Genomic DNA, 15,036 nt, shown 5'->3' on the forward strand with positions numbered 1-15,036 from the left:
TCGCCCTCCCAAGGAGCAACCCATCATGAAACGCCAATTACTGCTCAGCCTTACCCTGTCGATGCTAGCCAGCACTGCTTTCGCCCTGCCCGCTGCCGATCAGGCTACCCCACAAGTGAAATCCAGCCACTCGGTGTTCAGCCAGACTGTGGCTGCTGATGGCGGCGACCGCACGCCACAAGGCCAGACCCTGGCTGAAAACGGCCGTAATCGTCTGGAAGAAAAAGGCCTGGTCCAAGACGGCTACGACAAGACGCCACAAGGCCAAGCTGTAGCAGAAGGCGGCCGTGATCGTCTGGAAGAGAAAGGTCTGGTGCAAGACGGCTATGACAAGACTCCACAAGGTCAGACCCTGGCTTCCGATGGCAGCGACCGCACTCCACAAGGCCAGACCCTCGCTGAAGGTGGTGGTGACCGCACCCCACAAGGCCAGACCCTTGCCGAAGACGGTTTCGACAAAACCCCACTGGGCCAAGCCGTTGCCGAAGGTGGTGGTGACCGTGTGATCGAACGCAACAGCGCTTTGAGCTAAGCCCATGGCGGCCTGGAAAAAAAGCCCAATCACCGGATTGGGCTTTTGACTTTTTCAGCACTGGCAATCTGCAAAACCCTTTTTTACCGCTGACATTCCCCCTGCCGTTCGACGCCAGCAAAGCCGATTTGCTAGAGTGCGGCGCTTGTCCCGCTCAAGAAAACGCCTTTGCGATGCTGCCCCGCGCCGAACAGAAACAACAGACCCGCAATGCCCTGATGGACGCTGCCCGCCATTTGATGGAAAGCGGCCGAGGATTCGGCAGCCTGAGCCTGCGCGAAGTGACCAAGACCGCCGGCATCGTGCCCACCGGTTTCTATCGGCACTTTGCCGACATGGACGAGCTGGGACTGGTGCTGGTCAGTGAAGTCGGCCAGACCTTCCGCGAGACCATCCGCCTGGTGCGCCACAACGAATTCGTCATGGGCGGCATCATCGATGCGTCGGTGCGGATCTTCCTCGACGTGGTCAGCGCCAACCGCTCGCAATTTCTGTTTCTCGCACGCGAGCAGTACGGCGGCTCGCTGCCGGTGCGTCAGGCGATCGGTCGTCTGCGCGAGAACATCAGCGCCGACCTCGCGGCCGACCTGACGCTGATGCCCAAGTTGCAACATCTGGATGCGGCCGGCCTGAGCGTGATCGCCGACCTGATCGTCAAATCGGTGTTCGCCACCCTGCCGGACATCATCGACCCGCCCGCCGAGGCCCTGCCGGAACATCTGACACCTCAGGCGAAGATCACCCAGCAATTGCGCTTCATCTTTATCGGCCTCAAGCACTGGCAAGGGCTGGGCAGTACCGAGTAATTCCCCTCCTATTACTGACACACCCTACTCCCCTGTGGGAGCGAGCCTGCTCGCGAAGGCGTCGTGTCAGCCAACTTCCAATTTACTGACCCACCGCTTTCGCGAGCAGGCTCGCTCCCACATTGGGTTCGGAGCCACGGCGCCGATTTGGTGCATGTAAAAATCTTCACGCACCAAAACCTTCCAAAATTCTGCAACATCTTGAAACATCCTCTACGCTCCGACAGTGATTTCCTACATCTCGGCCGGTTGGCAAGCCCCTTGCTCTAGCCCTCTCTACAGTCCACTGCTGGAAGCTTTCCGATGCTGGTGATTCATCGCAGAATCGACCCTCAACCTGTCTGGTCCGCCGAGTTGCACCTGACCTTCGAAGCGCGGAGCAAAAGCCGTCTGCGCTGTTTCAGTGCCGACGGCGAAGACGTCGGGTTGTTTCTGGAGCGCGGTCAGGCACCGTTATATGACGGCGAATGCCTGCAGGCCGAGGACGGCCGCATCGTTCGCGTCTGCGCCCGTCCCGAGCAACTGCTGCACGTCACCTGCGCCAATGCCTTCGAACTGACCCGCGCTGCCTATCACCTGGGCAACCGCCACGTCGCCTTGCAAGTCGGCGATGGCTGGCTGCGTCTGCTCGACGATTATGTGCTCAAGGCCATGCTCGAACAGCTCGGCGCGCAGGTCGAAGCGATTGAAGCGCCGTTCCAGCCGGAACACGGTGCCTACGGCGGCGGCCATCACCATTCGCGGCATGGCGACGAAGATTTCAACTACGCGCCCAAACTCCATCAGTTCGGCGTACGTCTGTGAATCCGGCCTGGGCGCTGCTGCGCCTGGCCAGTCCGCAACTGCCGATTGGCGGCTACAGCTATTCGCAAGGCCTGGAAATGGCGGTGGATAACGGCCGCGTGAATAACCCGGACAGCGCCCGCCGCTGGATCAGCGATCAACTGCTGCTCAACCTCGCCCGTTTCGAAGCGCCGCTGCTGCTCGCCCATTGTCAGGCTGCGGCCGAGGAAAACTGGCCCGAGTTGCTGCATCTCTGCGAAACCCACCGGGCCAGCCGCGAGACCCGCGAATTGCATCTGGAGAGCCGGCAGATGGGTTACTCGTTGCAGCAGTTGCTCAACGGTTTGCCGGAACTCGACGCGCCGGCCCGCCGCTTTCTTGAGCAATGCGCGGAACCGCATCTGGCCCTCGGCTGGGCACTCGCCGCCCGCGCCTGGGGCATCAGCCCGCAAGACGCCCTCGCCGCGTGGTTATGGAGCTGGTTGGAAAACCAGCTCGCGGTACTGATGAAAACCCTGCCGCTGGGCCAGCAAGCCGCCCAGCGCCTGACCAGCGAACTGCTGCCGCTGCTGCAACAGGCGCAGCAGGACGCCACGCGCATTAATCCCGAACACATCGGCAGCGCCGCGTTCGGCCTGTCCCTGGCGTGCATGGCGCATGAGCGCCAGTACAGCCGACTGTTTCGCTCTTAGGAGAACAAACCATGAACACACAACCCCTGCGCGTCGGCATCGGCGGCCCGGTCGGTTCCGGCAAAACCGCATTGACCCTGGCCCTGTGCCTGGCGCTGCGTGATCGCTACAACCTGGCCGTCGTCACCAACGACATCTACACCCGCGAAGACGCCGACTTTCTGGTGCGCAACGAAGCGCTGGCACCGGAGCGGATCATCGGCGTGGAAACCGGCGGCTGCCCGCACACGGCAATCCGCGAGGACGCCTCGATCAACCTCGAAGCCGTCGATCAGCTGAACCGACGCTTTCCGGGGCTGGACCTGATTCTGGTGGAATCCGGTGGCGACAACCTGTCGGCAACCTTCAGCCCGGAGCTGTCAGACCTGACCATTTACGTGATCGACGTCTCTGCCGGCGACAAGCTGCCACGCAAGGGCGGGCCGGGGATCTGCAAGTCCGATCTGCTGGTGATCAACAAGATCGATCTGGCGCCGCTGGTCGGCGCGTCGCTGGAAATGATGAACAGCGACACCCAGCGCATGCGCAACGGCAAGCCGTTCGTCTTCAGCAACCAGAAAACCGGCCAGGGCCTTGACGACATCATTGCCTTCATCGAACGCCAAGGCCTGCTGAACGCCGCCTGATTCATTGACCAACAAGGAAGCTTCTCCATGACACTCAAACGCATTCTCGGCGCCGTGGCGCTGCTGCTGACCCCAGCCCTCGCCTTCGCCCACCCCGGCCACGGCGACAGTGGGCTGGTCGCCGGTATCAGTCACCCGATCGGCGGCCTCGACCACTTGCTGGCGATGATTGCGGTCGGCCTGTGGGCGGCGCAGCAACAAGGTGCGGCGCGCTGGGCGCTGCCGTGCACCTTCGTCGGCACCATGCTGATCGGCGGCATGCTCGGTTTTGAAGGGCTGCAACTGCCGGCGCTGGAAAGCGGGATTGCTGCTTCGGTGCTGGCGCTGGGTCTGGCGGTAGCATTGGCGGTGCGTCCACCGCTGGTGATGGCGGTGGCGGCGACGGCGTTGTTTGCACTGTTCCATGGCGTGGCGCACGGCCTGGAGCTGCCGGACATGAGCAACCCGTGGGCGTATGCCGCCGGTTTTGTCGCGGCGACGGCAGCGCTGCATGCGGCGGGTTATGGCCTGGTGCGCGTGTTGCCTCAGGCGGCCGCGCCGCTGGTGCGACTGGCCGGTGCTGCTTCGGCGGTTACCGGCGCCTGGTTGCTGGCCGGTTGATTCTCCAGCGCCTGCCACTGGCCTCTTCGCGAGCAGGCTCGCTCCCACAGGTTTTGTGTACGCTGCAAATCCACTGTGGGAGCGAGCCTGCTCGCGAAGGCGGACTGACAGACACCGCGTCTCTAACGGGCGCCGCTCTGCTACCATGTCGCGCAATCGCCCCAGCCGTGACGACGTCCGCCAATGCCCCATGCTTGCCGCTCCACCTCCCTGCCCGAATTGACCGCCCTGTTCAGCGATGTGCAACAGCACTTTCTGAACGTGATCGTGCCGCTCTGGCAAGGCCCGGGCTGGAACGCCGACATGGCGCTGCCTTACGAGGCACTCGACGCGGCGCATCAACCCTTGCCACCGCAACGCTACCGGGCGATGGCCTGCGCACGGCAGCTGTACCTGTTTTCCAGCCTGATCGGGGTTGTGGATAACGCCGAGGTGCGCGCCGCCGCGCTGTTCCGCTCGCTGCAACGGCATTTCCACGATGCCGAGCACGGCGGCTGGTTCTACAGCATCGACGCGCAAGGCCAGCCGCTGGATCAGCGCAAAGACCTCTACACCCACGCCTTCATCCTGTTCGCCTGCGCCCATTACTGGGCCAAGTCCCGCGAGCCGTTGGTGGAATCCACGCTCAACGCTGCACTGGAAGTGATCGGCCAGCGCTTCGCCACTGGCGATGGCTTGTACGAAGCGTGCCTGGACCGCGACTGGAGCAACCTGCAAAGCGGTCCGCTGCAAAACCCGCTGATGCACCTGGCGGAAGCGTTCCTCGCCACCCTCGCCGTGCGCGAGAATGCGGCAACGCAGCACGCGCTCGTAGAGTTATGCACAGGCATGCAGCAACACTTCGTCGATCCACAGCACGGCGTGCTGATGGAGAAACCGCTGGGCGCTGTGGATAACTGGTACGAGCCGGGGCATCAGTTCGAATGGTATTTCCTGCTGGAGTCGTCATCACTGCTGCGCGGCTCGAAACTGCACGCGGCGCTGGACCGGGCGTTCGCTTTCACCGAGCAGTTCGGCGTTGAACACGCTTCGGGCGCGGTGCGGGCGATGCTCGATCTGCAACTGGATGGTCGCCCGAAAGATTCGACCCAGCGGATCTGGGCACAGGCAGAATATTTGCGCGCCCTGACCTTGCGTCCGGACAGCGAAGCCGCGGTGCTGCGCCAGTTGCAGGCGCTGCAGCAACGGTTTCTGCATGCGGGCGGGTGGCATGAGTGCCGGGATGAGCTGGGCGAGGTCAGCCGCAAGGACATGCCGTCGACCACGCCTTATCACTTGGCGACGTGCTATAGCGGGCTGGCTGAATACCTGAGCTAGCTGACTGAACTATCTGTGGCGAGGGAGCTTGCTCCCACTGGAGTGCGCAGCACTCACAAAAATCCGGGGCCGCTTCGCAGCCCAGCGCGAGCAAGCTCGCTCGCCACAGGAGCTTCAGCAACCCTGAATCAGGCAATCCACTTCTTGTCACCGGTGAAGCTGATGGTCAACCAGCGCGCCGCATCCGGCTCGCCCAACTGCGCCGAAATCTCCTCCCGCAACGCATCCAGTTGCCCAACGCTGTGCAACCGGTAATTCGCCGGCAGCACCACATGAATCTCGATAAACCGCGCCCGTCCGTGCTTCTGCACGTAGGTCACGTAATCGTCGAAACCGTGTTCGACCTTCGCCGCCTCCATGACCTGACGCACCTGGTCATCCAGCGTATCCGGGGCAATACCCAGCACATCGCGCAGCGCCGGGCCGAGGATCTTGAACGCCGGCGGCAACATGGTCAGCGCCAGGACGATCAGGATCAGCGGGTCGACAAACTTCGCCCACTCGTCGAAGCCCTGGGCCTTGAGCAGCAGCGCGGCGAGAAAACTGATCAACAGGCCGACCGAAAGCATCGCGTCCACCAGCCAGCTGATGTTGTCGAACTGGATCAGGCTGGACTTGAGTTTGCGATTGCGCCGACGCACGTAGAAGAAATAGGCGAATTCGACGACGGTAAACACCGCCGCATAAATGATCACCAGCCCCAACTCGATGTCGCGGCCGCCGTTGATGATGCCGAACACACCGTTAAGAAACGCATAGATGGCGATCAACAGCAGGAAACTGCCTTCGATCAGCAGCACCATCGGCTCCAGATGCCAGAAACCGAACTGGAAGCGATGATTGCTTTCTTTGGCGATCAGCCTGGCGGTGATCAACATCAGTACTTTGATGAACGTTGCGATCAGCGAGAAAAAACCATCGAAAAGGATGGATTGCGAACCTGAAACAAAACCGGTGACGATCCCGGCAATCGACACCGCGAACATCAGGATGGTCGATTGTTTGAGCAGCGACTGCTCACCTCGGTTACTCACTTTAACTCCTCGAAAACCTTGAAAACCGCGGGGTGCGGTGGGGTTATTGCGAGGGTAGTTTACCCTATCGTCCTGTTTTGGCCGATTTGACCTATTCGCGAGCAGGCTCGCTCCCACTTTGAAATGCATTCCAATGTGGGAGCGAGCCTGCTCGCGAAGAACGATGACGCGGTGTCAGGCTTTGTTACGCTCGATGGCGAACCCGGCCCAGGTCTGGCTCACCGGCATCAGCTCCAGGCTGTTGATGTTGATGTGTGCTGGCGCGTTGAGCACCCAGAAAATCGTTTCGGCGATATCCTGCGGCTGGATCGGCTCGGCACCGGCGTAAGTGGCGTTGTAGCGTTCCTGGTCACCGGCAAAGCGCACCAGCGAGAACTCGCTTTCGCACAGACCCGGCTCGATGTTGCTGACACGCACGCCGGTGCCCTGCAGGTCGCAGCGCAGGTTCAGCGAGAATTGCTTGACGAACGCCTTGGTCGCGCCATACACATGGCTGCCCGGGTACGGATAGTTACCGGCGATGGAGCCAAGGTTGACGATGCCGGCGCCACGGCCGTGAGCGATCAACCGTGGCAACAGCAGGCGGGTGCTGTACATCAGGCCTTTGACGTTGGTGTCGACCATGGTGTCCCAGTCGTCGAGGTCGCATTTCGGTGCCGGATCGACGCCCAGCGCCAGCCCGGCGTTGTTGATCAAGCCACGCAGCTTGGCGAACGACGGCGGCAGATTGGCAATTGCCTCTTCCATGGCCTTGCGGTCACGTACATCGAGTACCAGGCCATGCACTTCAGTCTGCTTCGACAGTTCGGCGCACAGGGCATTCAGACGCTCTGCACGACGACCGGTCAACACCAGTTTCCAGCCAGCCTCGGCGAAACGACGGGCACAGGCTTCACCAAAACCGGAGGTTGCGCCGGTAATAAACAGGGTGTTGGACATCGTGTTCTCCTTGCGTCGGCCGCCAGCGCAGCCATTGGAATAGAAAATCAGCAGCCAGCATGCCCGGCCCGGCATTTACGAGCAACACCCGCACCGGGACATATTCCGATCAAATTTTGATCAACCGTCGCTACGCCATACCTGCCGTGGCCTGTAGCCATGTGCACGCACGTTATCCACAATCCCTTCCACAGTTTCCGGGGGCAAGTAGAAACGCGCAAAGCCGCGCCACACAAGGCTTTGCGCGGGAAATAGAAAGTTTTTTGCTTGACCCTGAAGCCGCGGTTGTGCCGGAGATGGCATTTTGCACGACCGGCCGGTCAGTGCGGTGATTGCGCGAGGCCAGTAATTACGGCCCTCAGCGCGGTCTTTCCAGAGTTTAGTCACAGACTTATCCACAGGCTTGTTCACATGGAATTGCCTCTACTGCGCGGCCTAGAAAAAGGTTGACAACAGCGTCTACAGCTCCCGCAAAAACGCCTGATCAAAAAGCGATCACCCGCCTGCAAGCCACGTCAAACAAGGGCTTCAGCCAGCTACTCCCACGTTATTCACAGCCAGCTCCACAGCAAACGGGGACAAGTCAAAACTGTGGAAAAACAGCCATTTGCAGCGTCTATATGTCGCGCTTTGACAGCGATGGGAATTTGTTTTCCACAATTTCAGAATGTGCTTGATGTCCTGGCTTGATTCCATGTAGGAGCTGCCGAAGGCAGCGATCTTTTGATGTTGTTTTTCAGGATCAAAAGATCGCAGCCTTCGGCAGCTCCTACAGGGGGGATTTGTGTGGACTGGAGATGTAAAAAGCCCCGGGACTCGCGTCGCCGGGGCTGTGCATGACAACGGTTGGGTCAGTGCCCGCCCAGATAAGCGTTACGCACCTCCTCATTCACCAGCAGCTCTTTACCGGTACCGGTCAGGCGAATTTCGCCATTGACCATCACATACGCCCTGTCCGACAGCTTCAACGCATGGTTGGCGTTCTGCTCGACGAGGAAAATGGTCATGCCGGTTTTCGCCAGTTCACGCAGGGTGGCGAAGATCTGTTTCACCACGATCGGCGCCAGGCCCAGGCTCGGTTCATCGAGCAACAACAGCTTCGGCCGACTCATCAAGGCGCGGGCAATGGCGAGCATTTGCTGTTCGCCGCCGGACATGGTCATCGCCCGCTGAGTGCGGCGCTCTTCGAGCCGCGGGAACAGTTCGAACATGCGCTGCATGTCCTCTTTGGCGTACTTGTCGCCAATCGGGATGGTGCCCATCAGCAGGTTTTCCTCGACGGTCATGTCGGGGAACACCCGCCGCCCTTCCGGCGACTGCGCGATGCCGTTGGAGGCGATGTAGTGCGAGGACTTGTGGGTGATGTCGATGCCTTGATAGAGGATCTGTCCGCCCGCCGCCCGTGGCTGGCCGAAGATCGACATCAGCAGCGTCGATTTGCCCGCGCCGTTGGAGCCGATCAGGCTGACCGTCTCGCCTTCGTTGATCTCAAGCGACACGCCCTTGAGGGCCTGGATCGGGCCATAGAACACGTCCAGGTCTTTGAGTTCGAGGATCGGTTTGCTCATACCAGTTCCTCTTCGTCGGCGCCCAGGTAGGCGGCAATCACTTTTGGATCGTTGCGAATCGCATCGGGCCCACCCTCGGCGATGACCACGCCGTGATCCAGCACCACGATGTGGTCGGAAATGCTCATGACCATGCCCATGTCGTGTTCGATCAGCACCACGGTCAGATCATGCTCGTCGCGCAGCAGCCGGATCATCGCGCTCAGCGCTTCGGTTTCCTGAGGGTTGAGGCCGGCGGCCGGTTCGTCGAGGCAGATGATCTGCGGCCGCGTGCACATGGCCCGGGCGATCTCCAGACGACGTTGCTGACCGTAGGACAGCTCACCGGCCAGACGGTTGGCGCAGTCCAACAGATCGACCACTTCCAGCCAGTAGAACGCGCAGTCCAGCGCATCGCTTTCCGCTTTGCGGTAGCCCTTGGTGTTGAGGATGCCGGCGAGCATGTTGCGGTTGACCCACATGTGCTGCGCCACCAGCAGGTTTTCCAGCACCGACATTTCCTTGAACAGGCGAATGTTCTGGAAGGTCCGGGCCAGACCGGCGCGGTTCACCAGATGCGTGCCACCAAACATCTTGTAATACAGGCGACTGAGGAAGCTTTTCGGCGAGACGAAGTCGGTCGGTTTGAACGACTCGCCCAGCAACTGGATGACGTTGGTCTGCTTGCCGCGCACGTTGAGTTCGATCTTGCCGCCGGAGGCCTTGTAGAACCCGGTCAGGCAGTTGAACACCGTGGTTTTGCCGGCACCGTTCGGCCCGATCAGGGCAAAGATCGAGTTGCGTTTGACCTTGAGGCTGACATCGCTCAAGGCCTTGATGCCACCGAAGTGCATCATCAGTTTTTCCACAGAGAGTACGACTTCACTCATGGCGCAGTCCTCTCATAGTGAATGGCACCTTTGCGTGGAGTGACCCCGGTACGGCTGATGCGGATCAGCCCTCGAGGTCGCCAGATCATCATCAACACCATCAGGATGCCGAACAGCAGCACGCGATATTCAGCGAAGCCGCGCAGCAGTTCCGGAGCAACCGTGAGCACGAACGCTGCGATCACCACGCCGATGGTCGAACCCATGCCGCCGAGCACGACGATGGCGAGAATCAGCGCCGATTCGAAGAAGGTGAACGAGGTCGGGTTGACGAAGCCTTGATAGGTGGCGAAGAACACCCCGGCCAGACCTGCGGTCGACGCACCGATGGTGAACGCCGAGAGCTTGACCAGTACGTGGTTCAGGCCCATCGAGCGGCAGGCGATTTCATCTTCGCGCAAGGCTTCCCAGGCGCGACCCACCGGCATTTTCACCAGACGATGCTTGATGTACAGCACGGCCAGTACCACCAGGAACAACACCGTGTAGATGAAGTAATACTTCACGTCCGGGTTGTAGGCGATGCCGAAAAACTCATGGAACGGTACCCCGCCATCCTTGGCCCGCTTGCCGAATTCCAGGCCGAAGAACGTCGGTAAGGGCGCCGGCATGCCGTTCGGCCCGCCGGTCAGCGACAGCCAGTTGTTGAGGATCAGGCGGATGATTTCACCGAAGCCCAGGGTCACGATGGCCAGATAGTCACCGTGCAGACGCAGCACCGGAAAACCGAGGATGCAGCCGGCCAGGCCCGCGGTGATCGCCGCCAGCGGCAGAACAGTCCAGAAGCCCAGCCCGAGGTATTGATAACCGAGCGCCAGACCGTAGGCACCGATGGCGTAGAACGCCACGTAACCGAGGTCGAGCAGACCGGCCAGACCGACCACAATGTTCAGCCCCAGCCCCAGCAGCACGTAGATCAGCCCGAGGATGACCACGCCCAGCAGGTACGAGTTGGAGACAAACGGCACAATCACCGCCAGCACAATCAGCAGTGGAATGATCCAGCGCAGGCGTGATTTGTGATCGGCAGGCAGCACATGCACACCGGAACCGGTGCTCTCGAATCCGTCGAGGATCTTCAGGCCCTTGGGCGTCTGCAGAAACAGGCTCAAGGCAAAGCGGCCGATCATGACAATGCCGATGATCCAGGCCACGCGGGTTGGTTCGAGGTTGAAGCTGTAGCCGTCGAGCACGACACCGACAATCGGGCCGAACACGATCAAGGCAATAAGGCCGGCCAGAATCGCCTCAACCAGGCTTTTTTTGATATCGATGTTTTTTTGAGTGGTTGAAGACATCGCTTACACCTTCGACACAAGAGGACGGCCCAACAGGCCCTGAGGCCGGAAGACCAGAACAAGTACGAGCAGCGAGAAGCTGAACACGTCTTTGTAGTCGGAGTTGACCAGGCCCGAGAACAGCGACTCGGAGATCCCGAGAATGATCCCGCCGAGCATCGCGCCGGGCAGTGAGCCGATCCCGCCGAGCACTGCGGCGGTGAACGCCTTGATGCCGATGACGAAGCCTGCGTAGAAGTCGAACGTGCCGTAGTTCATGGTGATCAGCACGCCGGCCAGAGCCGCCATCGCTGCACCGATGATGAACACGTAGGAAATAACCCGGTCGGTGTTGATCCCCAGGATCGAGGCCATCTTGCGGTCTTGCTGGGTGGCGCGGCACATGCGGCCGAGCTTGGTGTACTTGATCACGTAGGTCAGCAGGCCCATGCCGACGAACGCGGCCACCAGAATGAAGATCTTGGTGTAGGTCAACTGGACGAAACCGCTGCCGACTTCGATGCGCCACGCACCGGTGAGCAGCGTTGGAACACCCTGTTGGCGGGCGCCCTGGCTGATCTGGGCATAGTTCTGCAGGATCAGGGAGATACCGATGGCGCTGATCAGCGGTGCCAGTCGGGTGGAGTTGCGCAGAGGTTTGTAGGCGACGCGTTCGATTACCCAGCCGTAGACGCCAGTGACGACGATGGTGAACACCAGCGTGCCGAGCATCAACAGCGGGAAGGATTCGATACCGAAGTAAGCCAGCAGAGCCAGACTGATTGCCGCCAGGTAAGCGGAAATCATGTAAACCTCGCCGTGGGCGAAGTTGATCATGCCGATGATGCCGTAGACCATTGTGTAGCCGATGGCGATCAGGCCATAGACCGACCCGAGGGTCAGGCCGTTGACCAGTTGCTGCAGGAAAATACCATCCATAACGCAATCTCACGCAATGAGAACCTGCCCGCCGGGGCGGGCGGTTCTTCTAGGAAAAATACAGATTTACGTCGGAGCAATGCAGATACGATCAGCCCATCCGACACCGTCCCTGTGGGAGCGAGCCTGCTCGCGAAAGCGGTCGATCATTCAACACATGTGTTGGCAGTCATTCCGTCTTCGCGAGCAGGCTCGCTCCCACATTGGATGAGTGGGGATCAACCGATCGCGTCAGCCCTTACTTCTGTTTTTCCAGCTGATGGTATTTGCCACTCGCGTCCCACTGGTAAACCACGTAGTCGGACACTTTCAGGTCGCCTTTCTTGTCCCAGGCCTTCTCACCCATCACGGTTTTCACCGGGTTGGCCTTGAGCCATTCGGCGGCTTTTTCGCCACTGTTGGATTTGGCGCCGTTGAAGGCGGCCGCCAGGGTCTGAACCGACGCGTAGGCGTACAGGGTGTAGCCTTCTGGTTCGGTGCCGGCCTTGCGGAACGCATCGACCACGGTCTTGCTGTCTGGCAGCAGACGTGGGTCGGCGCCGAAGGTCATCAGCACGCCGTCAACGTATTGCGGGCCACCGGCGGTGGTCACCAGTTCGTCGGTGACGATGCCGTCGTCAGACATGAACTTCACGTCTTTCAGGCCTTCGGTGCGCAGTTGCTTGACCAGCGGCCCGGCTTCCGGGTGCAGGCCGCCGAAGTAGACCACGTCGGCACCGGCCGCACGGATCTTGGTGACCACGGCGCTGAAGTCTTTCTCGCCACGCGTCAGGCCTTCATACAGCACCGGCTTCACGCCACGCTTTTCCAGTTGAGCCTTGGTCGCATCGGCCAGGCCCTGACCGTAGGTGTCCTTGTCGTGCAGCACGGCGACTTTCTTGCCCTTGAGCACATCGACAATGTAATCGCCCGCGACGATGCCTTGCTGGTCATCACGCCCGCACATACGGAACATGGCGCTCAGGCCGCGCTCGGTCACTTGCGGGTTGGTGGAACCCGGGGTGATCGCGATAACACCGGCTTCATCGTAGATTTCCGACGCTGGAATGGTGGAGGAAGAGCAGAAGTGACCGACCACACCGGCCACCTTCTGGTTGACCAGATCCTTCGCAACCGTTACTGCCTGTTTCGGTTCGCAGGCGTCATCGCCCTTGACCAGTACGATTTTCTCGCCGTTGACGCCACCCGCCGCGTTGACCGCGTCCGCCGCCGCCTGTGCACCCTTCATGTACTGCTCGCCAAATGCCGCGTTGGCGCCAGTCATTGGACCCGCTACACCGATTTTCACATCAGCTTGAGCAAACGCAGAAACACCCAACGCAGTAGCCACTGCGAGGGCCAGAAAGCCTTTCTTGTAAAACGTCTGGGACATGAGGTGGTGCTCCAAGGTTTTTTTTAGTTGGCACTGCGACTTCACTTCACTGAATGCTCTGAGCAAGCGCCGTGCCATCGGTTTTTTATTCTTCAAAAAGTCGCTGCTTTCTTGTTATTTCGACTGTTTCGTTCCCATTTTCATTGGGCGTGCAACCGTCTAAACCGCGGAAGGTGAAACCTTTTTAAATCTGAGGCGCAACCCGCTTGCGCCATCATTGCAACCGCGGCACCAAACGACGTGCAACCAGCCTGTAACAGCTCGCGTCACCGAACTGCACACTGCTGGTGCGGGACTGCTACAACCCGCACCATTACAGGCTAGTCGCTACGCGCAAAAGCGCCGTGTTACGCAACATATTTCAACACTCAGATGACGATGCGCAGGCACTGGCCCGCGTGATACAGCGAGAACCCGGCCTCGTACAGGCAACTGCGCAGGCCGACACCGGCCAGGGGCTGCATCGGTGCGAAGGGGATCGGCAAGGCTTGAGGATTTCCGTTACACAGATAGTCGGCGAAGGCTTTGCCGACCACAGTGCCAGTGGTCACGCCGCGACCGTTGTAACCGGTGACGGCCACCAGTCCCGGCGCCGGCTCGAACAGCCGCATCAGGTGATCGGGGGTAAAGGCAATGCGCCCGGTCCAGGTGCATTCCCATTCCACCGGTTTCAGGTTGGGGAAGTAATGCTGCTGCACCCGATCGGCCCAGGCCTTGAGGAACCACGTCGGTTTCTGGTTGCCGTTGCCCAGACTGCCGAGCAACAAGCGGCCGTCCTTGTCGCGACGGATACTGCTCAGCACCTGCCGCGTGTCCCACGAGCCCTGCCCGCCGGGGAGAATGTCATGGGCGGCGTCTTCGGTCAGCGGCACCGAGGCGACCTGATAGTAGTAACCGGGGAAGAAGTTGCGCTTGAGTTCGGTCCAGTCGCCCTCGGTGTAGGCGTTGGAGGCGATCACCACTTGTTCGGCGAGCACCGAACCGTGCTCGGTCTGCACTGACCATTGCTGGCCCACGCGCTCGAGACGGGTTACTGGCGAGTGATCGAACATCTGTCCGCCCAGGCCCTTCACCGCGTTGGCCAGTCCGGTGACGTAAGCCATCGGATTGAGCGTACCGGCGCGGCGGTCGAGCAGCGCGGCAGCGATCTTTTGCGTGCCGGTGGCTTGCTCGCAGGCCTTGCCGGTGAGCAACTCGACGGGCGCCCCGCGACGTTTCCATTGTTGCTCGCGACTGCGCAGATCCGCTTCGCCCTTGGCGTTGTGCGCCATGTGCAGGGTGCCTTCGCGGCGCAACTGGCAATCGATGTGGTATTTATCCACAAGGCTGAACACCAGCGCTGGCGCCGCCCCGAGCATGCGGTTGAGCTGACTGCCGACCGCTTCGCCGAACCCGGCCTCGATCTCGTCCGGCGGGATCCACATGCCGGCGTTGACCAGCCCGACGTTGCGCCCGGAGCCGCCGTGACCTGCGCGATGCGCTTCCAGCACGCAGACGCTTTTGCCTTTTTCCAACAGATGCAGCGCCGCCGACAACCCGGTAAACCCGGCGCCGATCACGCAGACATCGACTTTGACCTCGCCCCGTAGCGCGGCGTTATCCGGGCGCTGCGGCGTGAGTTTTTCCCACAGACATTCTTCGCGTAACGGCATTGCCAGACTCCAACAGAAACCTAACAAACA

The 15,036-nt window shown here is 60.7% G+C and carries 15 protein-coding genes; 7 read left to right on the top strand and 8 right to left on the bottom strand.

The annotated features are described in order from the left end of the window. The first annotated feature begins 25 nt into the window (after positions 1–25). The 7 genes from ACM6HV_RS11430 to ACM6HV_RS11460 all read left to right on the top strand — a co-directional run bounded on the left by ACM6HV_RS11430 (position 26) and on the right by ACM6HV_RS11460 (position 5,356). Positions 26–532 (top strand): hypothetical protein, encoded by a 507-nt coding sequence (locus tag ACM6HV_RS11430; RefSeq protein ID WP_041065594.1) that lies wholly within the window; start codon positions 26–28, stop codon positions 530–532. Between the two features lie 173 nt (positions 533–705). After that, positions 706–1,338, top strand: a complete 633-nt coding sequence (locus ACM6HV_RS11435; RefSeq protein WP_007966952.1) for a TetR family transcriptional regulator — start codon at positions 706–708, stop codon at positions 1,336–1,338. Positions 1,339–1,641: 303 nt separating this feature from the next. Beyond that, positions 1,642–2,142 carry an urease accessory protein UreE gene (gene ureE, locus ACM6HV_RS11440; protein WP_003221180.1) on the top strand — a complete coding sequence of 167 codons (501 nt, stop codon included), beginning with the start codon at positions 1,642–1,644 and terminating at the stop codon, positions 2,140–2,142. Beyond that, positions 2,139–2,813, top strand: coding sequence for an urease accessory protein UreF (locus tag ACM6HV_RS11445; RefSeq protein WP_041065598.1), 675 nt, complete (start codon positions 2,139–2,141; stop codon positions 2,811–2,813). Before ureE ends, ACM6HV_RS11445 begins: the two co-directional genes overlap by 4 nt. Before the next feature lie 11 nt (positions 2,814–2,824). Continuing rightward, positions 2,825–3,439, top strand: coding sequence for an urease accessory protein UreG (ureG, locus tag ACM6HV_RS11450; protein ID WP_047291004.1), 615 nt, complete (start codon positions 2,825–2,827; stop codon positions 3,437–3,439). A 27-nt stretch (positions 3,440–3,466) separates the two neighbouring features. Next, positions 3,467–4,039: a HupE/UreJ family protein gene (locus ACM6HV_RS11455; RefSeq protein WP_414904233.1), complete on the top strand. Its 573-nt coding sequence runs from the start codon at positions 3,467–3,469 to the stop codon at positions 4,037–4,039. Positions 4,040–4,222: 183 nt separating this feature from the next. Then, positions 4,223–5,356 (top strand): AGE family epimerase/isomerase, encoded by a 1,134-nt coding sequence (locus ACM6HV_RS11460; protein ID WP_414904234.1) that lies wholly within the window; start codon positions 4,223–4,225, stop codon positions 5,354–5,356. 128 nt (positions 5,357–5,484) lie between these two features. On the opposite strand, the gene ACM6HV_RS11465 is transcribed toward ACM6HV_RS11460, so the two are convergent. The 8 genes from ACM6HV_RS11465 to ACM6HV_RS11500 all read right to left on the bottom strand — a co-directional run bounded on the left by ACM6HV_RS11465 (position 5,485) and on the right by ACM6HV_RS11500 (position 15,006). Further along, entirely contained in the window at positions 5,485–6,390 is a 906-nt protein-coding gene (locus tag ACM6HV_RS11465) for a cation diffusion facilitator family transporter (RefSeq protein ID WP_414904235.1), read from the bottom strand. 174 nt (positions 6,391–6,564) lie between these two features. Next, entirely contained in the window at positions 6,565–7,329 is a 765-nt protein-coding gene (locus ACM6HV_RS11470) for an SDR family oxidoreductase (RefSeq protein WP_041065617.1), read from the bottom strand. Between the two features lie 851 nt (positions 7,330–8,180). Then, on the bottom strand, positions 8,181–8,897 hold the full coding sequence (locus ACM6HV_RS11475; RefSeq protein ID WP_041065619.1) for an ABC transporter ATP-binding protein: 717 nt from the start codon (positions 8,895–8,897) through the stop codon (positions 8,181–8,183). Continuing rightward, positions 8,894–9,766: an ABC transporter ATP-binding protein gene (locus ACM6HV_RS11480; RefSeq protein ID WP_414904236.1), complete on the bottom strand. Its 873-nt coding sequence runs from the start codon at positions 9,764–9,766 to the stop codon at positions 8,894–8,896. The genes ACM6HV_RS11475 and ACM6HV_RS11480 overlap by 4 nt, the downstream gene beginning before the upstream one ends. Further along, a complete protein-coding gene (gene livM, locus ACM6HV_RS11485; protein WP_041065627.1) occupies positions 9,763–11,064 on the bottom strand; it encodes a high-affinity branched-chain amino acid ABC transporter permease LivM in 1,302 nt (433 codons plus the stop codon). The genes ACM6HV_RS11480 and livM overlap by 4 nt, the downstream gene beginning before the upstream one ends. A 3-nt stretch (positions 11,065–11,067) precedes the next feature. Beyond that, positions 11,068–11,982 (bottom strand): ABC transporter permease subunit, encoded by a 915-nt coding sequence (locus tag ACM6HV_RS11490; RefSeq protein WP_414904237.1) that lies wholly within the window; start codon positions 11,980–11,982, stop codon positions 11,068–11,070. Positions 11,983–12,220: 238 nt separating this feature from the next. Next, positions 12,221–13,354, bottom strand: coding sequence for an ABC transporter substrate-binding protein (locus ACM6HV_RS11495; protein ID WP_041065631.1), 1,134 nt, complete (start codon positions 13,352–13,354; stop codon positions 12,221–12,223). 368 nt (positions 13,355–13,722) lie between these two features. Next, positions 13,723–15,006, bottom strand: coding sequence for an NAD(P)/FAD-dependent oxidoreductase (locus tag ACM6HV_RS11500; RefSeq protein ID WP_414904238.1), 1,284 nt, complete (start codon positions 15,004–15,006; stop codon positions 13,723–13,725). Positions 15,007–15,036 lie beyond the last annotated feature (30 nt).

The sequence above is a fragment of the Pseudomonas sp. IT-P260 genome, assembly GCF_949768395.1.
GTDB lineage: Bacteria > Pseudomonadota > Gammaproteobacteria > Pseudomonadales > Pseudomonadaceae > Aquipseudomonas > Aquipseudomonas parakoreensis.

Coding starts and splice junctions, on each gene's coding strand:
- ACM6HV_RS11430 (WP_041065594.1), top strand. CDS start 26: ATGAAACGCCAATTACTGCTCAGCCTTACCCTGTCGATGCTAGCCAGC.
- ACM6HV_RS11435 (WP_007966952.1), top strand. CDS start 706: ATGCTGCCCCGCGCCGAACAGAAACAACAGACCCGCAATGCCCTGATG.
- ureE (WP_003221180.1), top strand. CDS start 1,642: ATGCTGGTGATTCATCGCAGAATCGACCCTCAACCTGTCTGGTCCGCC.
- ureG (WP_047291004.1), top strand. CDS start 2,825: ATGAACACACAACCCCTGCGCGTCGGCATCGGCGGCCCGGTCGGTTCC.
- ACM6HV_RS11455 (WP_414904233.1), top strand. CDS start 3,467: ATGACACTCAAACGCATTCTCGGCGCCGTGGCGCTGCTGCTGACCCCA.
- ACM6HV_RS11460 (WP_414904234.1), top strand. CDS start 4,223: ATGCCCCATGCTTGCCGCTCCACCTCCCTGCCCGAATTGACCGCCCTG.
- ACM6HV_RS11470 (WP_041065617.1), bottom strand. CDS start 7,329: ATGTCCAACACCCTGTTTATTACCGGCGCAACCTCCGGTTTTGGTGAA.
- ACM6HV_RS11475 (WP_041065619.1), bottom strand. CDS start 8,897: ATGAGCAAACCGATCCTCGAACTCAAAGACCTGGACGTGTTCTATGGC.
- ACM6HV_RS11480 (WP_414904236.1), bottom strand. CDS start 9,766: ATGAGTGAAGTCGTACTCTCTGTGGAAAAACTGATGATGCACTTCGGT.
- livM (WP_041065627.1), bottom strand. CDS start 11,064: ATGTCTTCAACCACTCAAAAAAACATCGATATCAAAAAAAGCCTGGTT.
- ACM6HV_RS11490 (WP_414904237.1), bottom strand. CDS start 11,982: ATGGATGGTATTTTCCTGCAGCAACTGGTCAACGGCCTGACCCTCGGG.
- ACM6HV_RS11495 (WP_041065631.1), bottom strand. CDS start 13,354: ATGTCCCAGACGTTTTACAAGAAAGGCTTTCTGGCCCTCGCAGTGGCT.
- ACM6HV_RS11500 (WP_414904238.1), bottom strand. CDS start 15,006: ATGCCGTTACGCGAAGAATGTCTGTGGGAAAAACTCACGCCGCAGCGC.